Genomic DNA, 13,918 nt, shown 5'->3' on the forward strand with positions numbered 1-13,918 from the left:
CAGTTTTTGATATTAAAACCGTGTTTATCAGCTATTGAAAGATGATGATAAGCGTCAGCCCGTTTTCCAACGTAAATGGTGCTTGCATCAGTCAAAAAAGGAAATCCTGTACGATCTTTTATATATTTTACAATCGGCCTAACAAACTCCGGATTTATAAATCCGGTATTTCCTTCCTCGCCGAAATGTATCTTAAGCGCAACGAATTCCCTGGCTTGTATGTGTTTGAATGCCCCTGTGGTTTTAATCCATTCAGGAAATTCTTTTATTTTTTTCCAAGGAAGAAAATATACCTGACTTGCCATTTTCCTCTCAACAGCCATACAACCTCGTAGGTTGAACGGCTAATCACATAACAAATGCTTTATATTCCCTAATTCCTTTTGATAAGAAATTCTATCTTCAACAAAATATCTGTAGTCAGAAATATTAATTTCCAGAATATTTTTGGAGTTGGTAATTTCTTTATCTGCAAGACCAAGATATTCTCTATAAGAAGATTCTCTCCATTCTTCCGGCTTATTAACCAAATTGGCCGTGACTGGGTTTAAGTGGATATATCTTGTTAAATGAAGTAGATATTCATTGCTCTTAATTAGAATACTTTTAAATCTTCCCTCCCACAGAGGACCTTTTCTATTAAATTTTTTATTAAAGTATCTCGTATAACTATTTAATAAATTTGACATAAAAATAGAAATCCCTTTGTTTTTTAGTTGTTTAAGAATAAAATGAACATGTGTAGGCATAATACAAAAAGCAATAATATCAACTAATTTGAATTTGCTTAAGACATCTAAGTTGTTTTCATGAACAGCAGAGCGTAAATACCATGAAAAACTTTTTTCAGGTTTTTCGTTTTGATAATAATGTAGAGTATCAATAAAACGCTGAGTATCCTTTTTATTCTCCAAAATTCTAAATTCGGCAATGCTTCGAGTATAAACATGATAAAGTTCATTGTTTACTAGAGGATCTTTCCTCATTAATCAATTCCTGCCATTCAACCTACGAGGTTGTACGGCTATTAATCAGTTTAAGGAATTCTGATTCGCTTATTATTTTTACGCCCAATCCTTTTGCTTTTTCAAACTTTGAGCCCGGATCTTCACCAGCAACAACAAAATCAGTTTTCTTGCTGACCGAAGATGTGGGATTACCGCCAAACTCTCTTATCTTTTTTTCTGCATCGTTGCGGCTAAAACTTTTTAACTCTCCCGTCAAAACTATGGTTTTACCTGCCAAAGGCTGGGATTTCTTCTCCTTTTTCGGTTCAGCCATATTAACACCACAATCTTTCAGTTGTTTAATAAGCTTTTTGACGGAATCCTGAGAAAAAAAATCAACGATAGACTGAGCCATAATCGGCCCCACTTCATTTATTGACGTTAAATCTTCAAAAGTTGCAGGTATCAATTTATCCATATTCCCGAATTTTTCAGCCAATACCCAGGCGGCTTTTTCGCCTACGTGGCGTATCCCGAACGCAAAAAGCAATCTGCTCAGCGGTTGTTTCTTGCTTTTTTCAACTGCATCCAGTAAATTTTGGGTTTTTTTGTCCTTGAATAACTCAAGTTTAAAAAGATCGTCCTTTTTTAAAGCATATATATCGGCAAATGTCTTGACGGTTTTATTTCTTACAAGCTGTGCAATTACAACATCTCCCAGTCCCACTATATCCATTGCCGCGCGCTTGCCAAAATGAAAAAGCCCTTTTTCAATCTGGGCAGGACAGGAAGGATTTATACATCGGTAAGCCACTTCTTCTTCCTTTTCTTTTGTGATTGGATTATGGCAAACCGGGCATTCTGTGGGCACAGGAAAAGGTTTTTCGTTTCCGGAACGTTTAGTTTCAATGACCTTTACTACTTTTGGTATTACATCTCCTGCCCGCTCCACCAAAACAGTATCCCCGATCATTACATCAAGGCGCTTAATTTCATCAAAATTGTGTAAAGTGGCGCGCGATACAGTAACTCCTGAAATTTCCACAGGTTCAAGGTCCGCAACTGGAGTAATTATGCCCGTTCTTCCAATCTGCGCCCGGATATTATTTACTCTGGTGGTTGCCTCACGGGCTTTGAATTTAAAAGCAACTGCCCAGCGAGGACTTTTAGCTGTAAATCCAAGTATTTTTTGATGTTTTATAGAATTTACTTTAACTACGATTCCATCTATTTCAAAAGGTATTGTATCCCTTTTTTCTTCCATAAGTCTATGAAGTTTTATTACTTCATTTATTGAACGCGACACCCTTGTATTTGGATCAGTCATGAACCCTATTTTGTTGCAGAATTTCATGAATTCCCAATGATTTGCAAATTCTTTGCCGCTGATATTACCTAGAGAGTGGACCAAGAACTTGAGGGGCCTTTCTGCCGTAATCTTAGGGTTTTTCTGCCTTAATGATCCCGCCGCGGCATTTCGCGAATTAGCAAATAAGGGTTCCCCTATTTCTGACATCTTTTTGTTAAGGTCAAGGAAGCCTTTTTTTTCCATATATACCTCCCCCCTGACTTCCAGATATGAGGGAGGATTATCTATCATTAGTCTTAAGGGGATTGAACGTATAGTCTTAATATTCGGAGTTATATCTTCTCCTGTCTCTCCATCTCCTCTTGTAGCACCTGTTACGAGTATCCCATTTTCGTATATAAGGTTCGCGCTAACCCCGTCTATCTTAAGCTCTACCACAAATTCCGGATATTCCCCATTCAAACCCTTTTCAACCCGCTCGTACCAATCTTTAAACTCTTCCTCGGAGTAAGTATTGTCCAAAGAAAGCATCGGGATTGAATGCTTTACGGGATTGAATGTAGGAGAAGCTTTCCCTCCTACTCTTTGGGTGGGCGAATCGGGCGTTTGATATTCCGGATACTGCTTTTCTAACAGGTCAAGCCTTTTCAAAAGCTGGTCATACTCGTAATCGGCAATTTCCGGCTTGTTTAAGACATAGTACAGGTAATCGTATCGCCGGATTTCTTTTCTTAATTTCTCTATTTCATAAAGGATTTTATTATCTGCCATAAAGGAGTTGCTCCCGGATTTAGTCTAAAAAACCAAATCAAGTGTTTAAGGCGGTCTTTTTTCGTTCGGTCTTAAGTTTGTCCAATATGCCGTTTACAAACTTGCTGGAATCAGATGTGGAATATTTTTTGGCGATTTCAACCGCTTCATCAATTACTACATTGATCGGGGTTTCCGGCATGCCTATTATTTCAAATGCTGCCATTCTTAATATATTACGGTCAACAACAGCCATTCTTGCGAGATCCCAGTTTTCCGCGCACTTTGTAATAAGGCTGTCAAGAAGCTCTTTTTTATCCCATGCGCCCGTAAAAAGCTCCAATGCAAAATCCCTTGAAACACTTTGGATTTCAAGAGTCTGAGAAAAAGGTATAACTTCATCCCTTGAAAATCCGCAGGTATCGCACAGATAAAGCATTTGAAGGGTTGCTTCTCTTCCCTGTCTTCTTGTGCCCATTTTTTTCTTCTTCACGTTCAAAAACCAATTATAAAACGAATTAAAATTGTATATTTTTGCTATCTTTTTGTCAATGATAGAATCTTCAGGATTTGTCAACCTGATTTTTTGCCTATTTATCAGATTTTTAAGTATTTATAAAGATATAAAATAAGGATTCTTTAGACTTGATTGAGATATTCTTTTTAGAAATGGTTTGCAAAAAAAGGATTTTATTTGAAGTGAATTAACTTAGAAGAATTGCATCAGACACGAAACCGCCCCCGGTCTGTGATAACGATCCTGAGCCTGTCGAAGGAGCGGACTTGTCGAGCACAATATGAACTTCAAATAACTTTTGCGAGATCCCTGCACACGGCGGGTCAGCCTTGCCGCGCCCGACGGCGGGCGGGGGCTGACAATCTCCCTTTTTCAAAGGGTAGGTCTTTGGGCCGAGCCTGCCCTTCGATCTCTTCGATTTCACTCAGGATGGTGAGCTTGTTGAACCATTTTACTCAGGGCGGTGAGTCCTTCGACTTTGCTCAGGACAATGAGCCTGTCGAATTGCATAGTCGAACCGCGAGCGAGGGAGAAGTTATTGGTTACCCCGCATCAAGATGCGGGGAATTGCAGGTCCCGTTAGAAACAGCCAAACATTAAGAAAAAGTAAGGAATATGATAAGACGATGAATATAGCTTTTCGTAGTTTTAGAAATAAATAGTTTTAAACTGTTTCTAACGGGGCAGGTTAAAAATAGTTTAATATTTCAAACTAATTTAGAAAGCGCTTTTTTCCCGGTCATACCGGCTTTTATTCCCATTTTTTTGGCTTTAGAAGTTAATTGTACGACTTTGCCTTTCAAAAGGTCTTCCAAATTTTTTACTCCTTTAATTACTCCCGCGCAATCACCCAATTTTTCCGCTGTTTCAAGATTTAGATAGCCGCACATTAAATATCCTTTTTTACCAAGCGCAAGAATCAATTTTGCATTTGGCATAGGAATATCTATGCCCAGAGCCTTTTTCTTCCCAATTTTTATGCTGCTAATCTTCATTAAACTCTCCGTATTTTGATTTTTTTATTATAGAAATGACTGAAAGGATTGTCAAACTAGTAAAGATGTTTTAAAGTTTAGAAGGTTATGAAAGTTTTTGAACTGTCAACTTTTAACATTTAAACCTTCTAACTTTCTAACTTTCCTAACGTTTTTCTTTAAACTGACCATTTATGGAGTGAAAAATCTTCTGAGGGTTCCGGCATAGTTACAGAACTTTGGTAAGGCCATCTTTCTATTTCAAATCCATTTTTTTGGACTGTTATAACGAATTCAATAGAACCGGTTTTTTCAGCTATAATATTTTTAATGGGAATTGCCATCTCAATAACTTTTTGAGCCGCGGCTTTGTTCAAAACGACGGTTTCAGAAATATTTTTTAAAGTAAAATTACTTACTTTCCCTTCCGAATTGAATGAAAGGATTGTTTCGGTATTCATTGCACCGATAAAAATAACATGAAACGATAATTCTTCAATCAATTTAGAGTTTATAGGAATATTTAAATCAAATCTGAAGTAAATATTTTCAAGATCAAATCCATAATGAAAAGATTTAATAACCGTTTCAACCTGGTGCATTGACCCGCCGTGATAACCAACTTCATAAAAGCCCGCATTCTGCCATTCAAAGTAATTGGTAACCAATCCGTCTATTTTAGGCTTTATGAAATCCAGAGGTTCTATGTCCGGCCCTCTCTGCGTTATTTTTTTGATGGCTTTTTTTAAATAATCGGGAACTTTATGGTTCAAAAGTTCATAAATATTAATCAAATACTGCCTGAAGAGCAGATCAAATATCTGGTCGTTTCCCGAAAAATGATCGTCGCCGTACCACCAAGTCCAATCTGATCCCTCAGCTATATAAAGATTTTCCCATGCTTGTTTTACTTCAGGAAAGTCTTTTTTCTCAGGATGTTCCTTTACGTAGTTGGTTAATAAAATCCTGGCCTCCTCAAGATACTGCCATGCAAGATTATCTTCATTATGGCCTATCCAAATATTAAAGTTCCCGTTTATCCAGGAACCCGGCCAGAGCTTTTTTAAGGTATCTTTGGGAGGATTTTTTTCAATATAATCGCTTATAGTAACAGTTTCAATTTCAGGATCATCGCTGATTGTTTGATACAAAAGATTTAGGAAATCATTCCCGTCATTTTGGTAAAATTCCCAGCAGTTTTCACCGTCAAGAATTATTGAAATAAGATTATTTTCTTCAGAATCTTTGAACGAATTTTTTATGGCGTGTATTTTATGAATAAAATCATTAACAGCATCTTTTGGCTGCATTTTAGAATATATAAATCCGATTGAATCCGAAAGGCCGTGGTCCCTAAAAATTATATTTAAATTGTTTCCTAAAATATCAAGTTTATAAGGTTTAAATATATCTTTTCCTTTTCTTAAGCCGTGATGGCTTCTATAAAGGATTTCTTCATCAGTAGCAATCCATTGGATACCCCTCTCGGCAAAAATTGCTACAACGTCTTCAGAAACCGACCCTTCCGACGGCCACATTCCTTTTGGGGATTTTCCAAAGCATTTTGTGTAGTAATCTATGGCTTTTTGTATCTGTATTTTGGCATCTTCGGGATGCTGAAATCTTTTTTTAGGCAGACTAATGCCAGGAAAGGATTCAATTCCTTTATTTGTATCGCACAATAGCGGTAAAATAGGGTGATAAAAAGGTGTTGTAGTTATTTCTATCTGGCCTCTGTCCTGCAAACTTTTGTGTTTTTCAGCTATTTTTCCGCAAATCTCTCTTTGTTTCTGGATTAAAAGATCTTTTTCTTGTTCCGAAAAGTCCCTGCCTTTGTCAAAAAGCGATTTTACTAACGGATCAGCTTTTCTCCAGTAAGGGTCCATCCAAGCAAGATTAAACCATACCTGAAGGTCGCGCATGTCGATAATTGTAAAATATGACAATATTCTTTTCAGTTCTTCTTGAGATGTTTGCCTCCCCCTTTTTTCAAGAAGCTGATGATAACGGTTATGAGGAAAAACCATAGTTTCCCAGTTTGCCATAAAAAAATTGTGAAGTATGAAAATTTTTTCGTCTTCCGTAATTTCAGCGGCATCTTTAAGGGTTAGATCAAGGTATTTATCATGGGCTGTTCCTCTTGCATAGTCTTCAAGCTGAACCAGTAACGACGGCACCAGATTAAAATTAGCTTTAATTTTTGGAAATTTTTCAAGAATTTCCGCCATATCATAATAATCTTTTGTTGCATGAAGACGCACCCAGGGAAGCTCATAAATCCCTGTTGAAGGATTTTTGTATACCGGCTGATGTTGATGCCATAGAAAAGCTAGATGAATTTTTTTCATTGTTTGATTAAAATCTTGCGGATGCTTCAAATCGGAGAGAATTTACGGTTTTCGGATTTGGCCAATAAGCTGACGCCTGCGGAGGAGAATAGATGGAATATGCAAAACCTATATCAGAATATTTAGAATGAATGAATTTTAAAGACAAGTCTACTTCAGAACCTAAAGAAAAGTTAGCCCCGTAAAATTTTTCAAAACCCGATGCTTCCGGAGATCCCTTCGGAGCCTGTGAAGCAGAAAAAAGGAAATAATCAAGGCAAAATGTCCAATTATATATCGGAGAAATGTCTGTCCCTATATTTAAAGTATTTATGCCGGAATATCCTATAGGAATATTAAAAAAAGACTCAACCGGACTTGCCCCGAAAATCATCCCGTAACCGCCTCTTTCCATCCCGTCATATCTTTTTGTATAAGTCGGCGAAAAGGATTTATCATCAGAAAAAGAGTAAGGATCGTCATTACCTGAAGCATACGAAATTAAAGCCCTTGCAGCAACTTTTCCCAATCTTGTTTTTTCGTTTACTAATTTTCCGTAAAACAAATACCCCATACCGTCAAAATTAATTGCAACACCGTCAGTCCTTGTAACATAACCCGTTTGTTTAGCTATCTCTATCTGGTATTCTGATATATCTTCTTTTTTACCGATACGGAGATCAAGGAAACGTTTAACAATGGCTTTTGTGTTGTATATGTTTGAACCGCGAACGTATTGCGTGCCGGAAAAATCATCTTCCCCGAAATAGCCGAATTCCCATAAATTTTTGTTTATTTCAAGTTTCAGTAATCCCCCGTAAACATCCGCATCCGAACTTAAATTAAGGGTTTCCTGAACTTTAGCGGTAAAATATTCAGCGTTTATCGGCAAAATAGTTGACTTAAAAAAAGGTAAGGCAAGATCGCAATGGCCTGTTAGGCGTATTGTATTGAATCCTGTTCCGTTATCACAAACGATGAGCCCTGTACCATAACAGAGGCTTTGTTTGCCGATTATTAAATCAACCGGTTTTTCTCCCAAATTTTTAAATTTAACGTACGCATTTTCAACATATGGAGTAAAATCAGTTTTTGGATAAGGAACAAGAAATACGGTGTTTGTTGTGCTGACAATTCCTAAAGAGGTTAGCTTAGAGCCTATCTCAATATTTTGATCAAAATTGCCGCGAAGAGAAATCATTAATCTTTGACTGTAATATGACAGCGAAGTATTAGTTGATGTGGTTGCGAAAATCTCAGTACTGCTGTAACTGATACCGCGGAGTCTATAATCGGTTTCTACGCTTAAAATTGAACCAAAAGCAGGTATAGAAATACTTAACAAAAACAAAATAATAGGCAGGCTAAATTTTTTTGTCATCAGGGTTTAAGCAAATACGCGCAAAAGCTTTAAGCTAATAAAGCTGCCTTTGCGCGTATCTAAAATTTTTGGTAATTATTAATTATTTAAAATAATACCGAATACCTACGCTATCAATTGAGCCTGAAAACAATGCTGTTCCTTTTGTACCGGTATAAGCATCTCCGCCGGTATTAGCAAGCCCTATTTCAGCGCCAAAGCCTAGGTTAGGCAGTTCTTCAAAGAAAAATTCAACACCTACACCGGCTCCGATAAAAGTTCCTGAAGCTGATGCGCCTGCAACAGATTGATTGCGAAGTCCAAGCATTCCAAACCAATAACATGTCAAGTTTTTTTCATCTTTAATCGGCATTAAGAGTTTTCCACCGACGAGTGAACCATTGGTTGAATTATCATAGCTGTAGTATCCCAGCATGCCTTCAAAACCAATTTCGCCTTTTTTCCAATAACGCAAAGAAACTGCCGAGATGCCGGTCTGTGTGTTGAAACCCAAACCATACATCTGTTCAGCTTGCGACTTTTTCGCTTTGCCCATTTTAGCAAAGGATAGCGGAGCAATAAGCGTAAGCATAAGAAAAACAGCAACCAATTTTCTCATTCTAAATCCTCCTTTTAATATATTAACTACAGGTTAATTTTATCAATATATTTTTTTTATGTCAACTAATTAGTTTCTGCTTTAAAAACTTAAATAAAATGCGATTAAGAAAGATCTTTTTTGAGTATTTTCTTATTAAAACTAAATAAGTTAAAATTGACAATATAAAAGCAAGAGTAATATAAAGGCCAAAAATAAAGGACTGGGATTGAAAATATAGAATAATCTTATTTTTCCCAATATAGCTGCCTTTAGGCAGAACAAGAACTCTGAATATTTTGTTTCCTCTTAGAAGCTGAAGTTTTGTTTTTCCATAAGCGGCTTTCCATCCGGAATAAAACATTTCACTGAAAACAACAATTGAATCAGAACTCAAGGATATTTCGCTTTCTATTTTTGACGTGCCGCATAGATATGAAATCACCGTGCCTTTCCCGCTTATCCACGGATTTTTTTTAAGCTCAGTTCCTAAAAGAATTTCTTTATCAGGCGAGAACTTAAGCGTTTTTAAGTACCCGATCTGTTCATAGGGCTCGCTATCAGGTATATAGACATATTTCTCAGCAATAAAAACCTTAGGAAGAGGTTTTTCTAAAGCATATAAAAAAGTATTTTTTGAAATTTCTCCTAAAAACTTTAGATTAGCTGCTTTTTGAGAAGAAACTAGATATCCTAAAGAGAACCCTTTTGATAACGGAGAATTTAAATCCCAGCGCGCAAGCCCTGTAGTCGTTAAGACATATTTTTCCTGAAGTCCAATATATTGGGTAAAATCTTTCAAAAATACTGCTTCAAATCCATTTAAATTAAAATTTCTGTACATCATAGACTTATTTGCCGAATATTTTTCAGGTTCAGTTATTATTCTATATAACGGACTGATATAGCTAGCTATATCGGACTTTTTCAAAAAAGGCCTGATATCTTCGGAATAAATAAATTTTTCTCCCCAAACAAAGAGATTAACAACAGTAAAAATTATCAGAAATATTTTCAATTTTACATTTATTTTCTTGGCATAATTATGCCAAGAATAACTTGATAAAATAATTAGAGCTATTAGACTCAAATAAAAAAATCTTGCCGGGACTCTTAGAAATCCAATTCCCGGCATTAATGAATACATTAAATTATAAATAAAAGTGTTAAATCCTAATGCTAAAACAATACCTATTAAAAATAATACCGGATAGAAATATTTCTTTCTAATTATTGATAAATAGAACCCTAGTCCGGCAAAAAATAAAGGCAATAAACCAAAATAAAGGCAGTTTTTCTCAATAAAATATGACGGGCTTTCTTGAAAAATATAAGTATGATCCCGGATATTCCCGAAAAAGTTCGGCAAGACAATACTTATGAGATTTTTTAATGGAAGAGAATAATTTTTTACAAGAATCGGCCAATTTGCGGTTTCTACCACTTGAGAAAGCTCAACAGTTGGAATCAGTTGAATGCTAATAATCAAAAAAGAAATAATTCCAGAAAAAAGGAGATTTTTCCAATAAACAAATTTTTTGTAGGCAAAATGCACTAATATAAAAAATAAAGAAATATAAACCGGGAAAATATGCCCCGATAAAAACTGGCAGGCAATTGAGGCTCCCAGGGCAAAAATCCAGCCTATATTATTATTATTATTTTCAGAAATCTTATTTAGAAAAAGAATTATCAACGGCAACCAGACATAGCCTGTTAAAGCTATGAAATGTCCAGCAGGGAGTTTATAAACAAGAAATGACGAAAAGGTATATGCAATACTGCCCATCAATGACGCGCTGCGGCAATATCTCAAATTTGAAAGAAGAAGATAAAAAAATAATCCCCCTAAAAAGAAATGTATTACGGCGGAATAATTGAAAGCGAGATGCAAAGGTAAAATGTAGAAAATTATATTTAAAGGATAAAATATTGCGCTTTGAGGGTTTGCTAGAATGGGCTGGCCGGCAAAAATGTAGGGATTCCAAAGCGGAATTTTCCCGGAAATAATCTCTTGAGAAACAAGATGCTTTAAAGGATAGTAATGAAGATAAATATCCTCATAATTTCCAATTATTTTATTGAATGTAAAAATTAACGGTGAAAAAAATATTATCAGAAGGCCCGCAAGTATAAACAAAAATACTTTTAGTTTAGTCATAAAATTATATTTTTTTATTGAATTTTTTTATTCAGTTTAATCATGCTAAATATAAGAATGCCGCATATAAAAATAATTGATATTATTAATCCGATTTTATAAGAGCCCGGCATATATATCTGCCATATCCTATTTTCCCCTTCTACAATTTCAAATTTCCGGAAACCTTCGTTTGAGGAATAAGTAGGAACGCTTTTTTTATTTATATATGTTTTCCATCCGGGAAGGTAGGTTTCATTAAAAGTTATCTCTGTTTTTTTATCTGAATTAATAACTGCCAGTATTTTTCCAAAAGATATTGAAATATTTCTTACTTTCGTTTCAGGCGTAAAAAGTGTATTTTCCGGAACATCTTTAATGCTGTATATATTTAATGATGTAAAAGGTTCCAGCTTATAGCCGGAATCATTATTAAGTTTATTCTTACATATTAAATATTTGACTCCCAGTTTTTTGTAAAAAGGAATAGCTTCCCGCGGATTCTTTTGCGTATAAGCCGCATTTACTAAACCGGAAATTAACGAAGGAGCCAGGGGCTCTCCAATGCCGTATGCATAGGGGATATGATAAGGCAGGCATACCAGACCGTATAAAAAGCTCCTTGCCTTTTGCCAACCTTCCATAAGATTTTTTGCTTTTAAAGAGCGGCCAGTTTCAGTGCCCGGACTTAATATAAATCTGGAATATTTTAGATTTTTTTCAAAAAAACCAACAGTATCCGGTTTTATGGAAAAATAAGAATCGTTTATTTTGGGTTGGAAATTCCAAGGAATCACAAGCAATTCAACTGTAAAAAGTAAAACTAACAAAGGCGCAGGACGAAAATTTTTAAGACTTTCCTGAAAAAGCAGTATTATTCCAACAATTGAAAAAATCATGAGTTTAAAAGGATATCTAATCACTATAAAACTAAAAAAGTGTTTGTAAAACCAAGGATATATTGGAGTGGAATCACCCAATGAAAATAAAATTCCCATAACTAAAAGAAAAAAACCTAATACTTTAGTCCTATTCAAAGGCAAAGTTAAGGTTTTCCATAAAATAAAAGCAAATACAATAAATCCTACATAAAAAGATTTGGTCCAGCCAAATTTTTCTCCGATATAAAAAGCATTCTTATCCAAGCTCAAATAGGGAGACAAAAAATTAAAAAGATCTGAATATTTAAGAGAATAAAACATAGCAATAATCGGCTCTATCCCTTTCGCTGCCCTTTCTGAATATTTTGCTAATTCTATGGTCGGCAATATTTGGCATGCGACTATCCCGAGTGAAATAAATCCAGCCAAAATCAAGTTTTTTAAAATAGATTTTGTTTTAATAACATTAAAATCCATGAAAAAATAAAAAATAAGAATCATCAAAATGCAGAAGAATATTTGATGGCCGGCAAAGAAAGCAAATGAAATGGCTAATCCAAGGATAATAGGGTTTTTTCTGAAAAGAAGCAGCGCAAAAATCCAAATATTCGCCCCAAAATAACTCAGGAACTCAATTTTTGTTATCATGTAGCCATTTAACGAGAACAGTATTGCCGTTGCTATAGATTGCCATTTAGTTAGCTTGTTTTGGCGAGAGAAAAGATATACAAACATTCCGCCTATAAACATGTTTACAATAAAGTAAAGTTTCAGAGCAATGACAAAGTTAAAAAAACTGAAAAACATTGAAAAAGGATAAAATACTGCAGACTGCCAGTTAGCAAGATGAGGCATCCCGCAAAAAGCATAATGGTTCCAAAGAGGCATTTTACCAATTTGAATATATTGAGTTACAAACATTTTCCAAGGATGAAAAATGAAAGTCAAATCTCTTAAAAAATAAGTTTTTCCGAGAAAAATAATATCAAAGAAAAATACAGTTACAATAAGGGCAAAAAATATTATGGGATTAAATATCTTTTTAAGTGAATAATTAATCATTTTTTTGAATTTCCGATAAACTTCTTCAATGTTAGTTGATAATGAGGATTTAATTTATCGTATTCAACGGCTTTTTTGATAGCTTCTACAGATTTCCCCATATCGCCTTTAGTCCAGTACAGCCAAGAAAGGTCGGACCAATAAACTGAATTTAATTTGTTGCGCTTTATGGCCTGATTCTGAAAGAATATCGCTGCATTAAGATTTTGGCCGTCTTTATTTTGAGAATATAATTTAAAATATAATTGCGCGCTTTTTGAAAAATAAATAGACGGATAAGAATCATATTTTATCGCTCTTTCAAATTCTTGTTTTGCCCCGGAGAAATTATTATTTGCTAAATTTAATGAGCCTCTTTGATAATGTATGCTTGCAGAAAAAAAGGATATTATTGGGAAAGATATTAAACAAATTAAAAACACTAATATCAATGGATTTAAAAATGGTTTTTCTCTTTTATAAGACTCGCTTTTAAATCCTGCGCCCAGAACTACCCAGAAAAGCATCATGTGCGCCGGAATATAAAAACTATAGTCAAGCAAGTTAAATGCTAAAAAACCTGTTAAGCAGACGATAATTATCTCTCTTGTTGGAAATATGTTTTCTTTGGTAGCTTTTATTTTAGCTAAATAAAAATACCCCAACATCGAAAATGAGAGAAATCCGAATAATCCTGTTTCAGCAAGTATCTGAAGAAATATGTTATGCGCATATATTGAGTTCACGGATAAAGCAGGCCTTAAGTAAAGATAAAAATTTTCAAAATTCCCCCATCCTACACCTTTAAAGGGATTATCTAAGAACATTTTCCAGGCTGCTTTCCACCATATAATTCTGTCAAAAAAATATGTTCCAACATTACATTTTAAGCTTGTAATATAAAATAAAGCCAAAATTAAAAATATCATTAATATTTTTAGCACTTTTGAACTGTTCTTAATATAATTGTAGAAATAATATCCGCCGAACACTGTTGATACAAAAATCGCAGTTCTTGATTTTGTCAGAAATATCCCAAGGAAAATGATTAAAGTTAATAATTTAAAAAGCACC

General features: G+C 34.9%; 11 protein-coding genes. All 11 read right to left on the reverse strand.

Going from position 1 to position 13,918, the window contains the following annotated elements:
* On the reverse strand, positions 1–323 hold a 323-nt coding region (locus NT145_04895), incomplete at its 3' end, for a DUF362 domain-containing protein (protein ID MCX5782024.1).
* 21 nt (positions 324–344) lie between these two features.
* Positions 345–986, reverse strand: a complete 642-nt coding sequence (locus tag NT145_04900) for a transposase (GenBank protein MCX5782025.1) — start codon at positions 984–986, stop codon at positions 345–347.
* Between the two features lie 22 nt (positions 987–1,008).
* Complete coding sequence (gene ligA / locus NT145_04905) at positions 1,009–3,027, reverse strand: NAD-dependent DNA ligase LigA (GenBank protein MCX5782026.1); 2,019 nt, start codon at positions 3,025–3,027, stop codon at positions 1,009–1,011.
* A gap of 37 nt (positions 3,028–3,064) precedes the next feature.
* On the reverse strand, positions 3,065–3,583 hold the full coding sequence (gene nusB, locus NT145_04910) for a transcription antitermination factor NusB (protein MCX5782027.1): 519 nt from the start codon (positions 3,581–3,583) through the stop codon (positions 3,065–3,067).
* Between the two features lie 647 nt (positions 3,584–4,230).
* The gene (locus NT145_04915; protein ID MCX5782028.1) at positions 4,231–4,518 is read right to left on the reverse strand and encodes a DUF1805 domain-containing protein; all 288 of its coding nucleotides are present in this window, start codon (positions 4,516–4,518) and stop codon (positions 4,231–4,233) included.
* 158 nt (positions 4,519–4,676) lie between these two features.
* Complete coding sequence (locus NT145_04920; GenBank protein ID MCX5782029.1) at positions 4,677–6,845, reverse strand: glycoside hydrolase family 57 protein; 2,169 nt, start codon at positions 6,843–6,845, stop codon at positions 4,677–4,679.
* Between the two features lie 7 nt (positions 6,846–6,852).
* Positions 6,853–8,205, reverse strand: a complete 1,353-nt coding sequence (locus NT145_04925) for a hypothetical protein (GenBank protein ID MCX5782030.1) — start codon at positions 8,203–8,205, stop codon at positions 6,853–6,855.
* Positions 8,206–8,287: 82 nt separating this feature from the next.
* The gene (locus NT145_04930) at positions 8,288–8,803 is read right to left on the reverse strand and encodes a hypothetical protein (protein MCX5782031.1); all 516 of its coding nucleotides are present in this window, start codon (positions 8,801–8,803) and stop codon (positions 8,288–8,290) included.
* A 61-nt stretch (positions 8,804–8,864) separates the two neighbouring features.
* Positions 8,865–10,943 carry a hypothetical protein gene (locus NT145_04935; protein MCX5782032.1) on the reverse strand — a complete coding sequence of 693 codons (2,079 nt, stop codon included), beginning with the start codon at positions 10,941–10,943 and terminating at the stop codon, positions 8,865–8,867.
* A gap of 14 nt (positions 10,944–10,957) precedes the next feature.
* Positions 10,958–12,865, reverse strand: coding sequence for a YfhO family protein (locus NT145_04940; protein MCX5782033.1), 1,908 nt, complete (start codon positions 12,863–12,865; stop codon positions 10,958–10,960).
* Positions 12,862–13,918: O-antigen ligase family protein (locus tag NT145_04945; GenBank protein ID MCX5782034.1), on the reverse strand; the 1,057-nt coding region annotated here is incomplete at its 5' end. The genes NT145_04940 and NT145_04945, both read right to left, overlap by 4 nt.

Source organism: Elusimicrobiota bacterium, from assembly GCA_026388075.1.
Taxonomy (GTDB): domain Bacteria; phylum Elusimicrobiota; class Endomicrobiia; order Endomicrobiales; family JAPLKN01; genus JAPLKN01.

Coding starts and splice junctions, on each gene's coding strand:
- NT145_04935 (MCX5782032.1), bottom strand. CDS start 10,943: ATGACTAAACTAAAAGTATTTTTGTTTATACTTGCGGGCCTTCTGATA.
- ligA (MCX5782026.1), bottom strand. CDS start 3,027: ATGGCAGATAATAAAATCCTTTATGAAATAGAGAAATTAAGAAAAGAA.
- NT145_04920 (MCX5782029.1), bottom strand. CDS start 6,845: ATGAAAAAAATTCATCTAGCTTTTCTATGGCATCAACATCAGCCGGTA.
- NT145_04915 (MCX5782028.1), bottom strand. CDS start 4,518: ATGAAGATTAGCAGCATAAAAATTGGGAAGAAAAAGGCTCTGGGCATA.
- NT145_04930 (MCX5782031.1), bottom strand. CDS start 8,803: ATGAGAAAATTGGTTGCTGTTTTTCTTATGCTTACGCTTATTGCTCCG.
- NT145_04925 (MCX5782030.1), bottom strand. CDS start 8,205: ATGACAAAAAAATTTAGCCTGCCTATTATTTTGTTTTTGTTAAGTATT.
- NT145_04900 (MCX5782025.1), bottom strand. CDS start 986: ATGAGGAAAGATCCTCTAGTAAACAATGAACTTTATCATGTTTATACT.
- NT145_04940 (MCX5782033.1), bottom strand. CDS start 12,865: ATGATTAATTATTCACTTAAAAAGATATTTAATCCCATAATATTTTTT.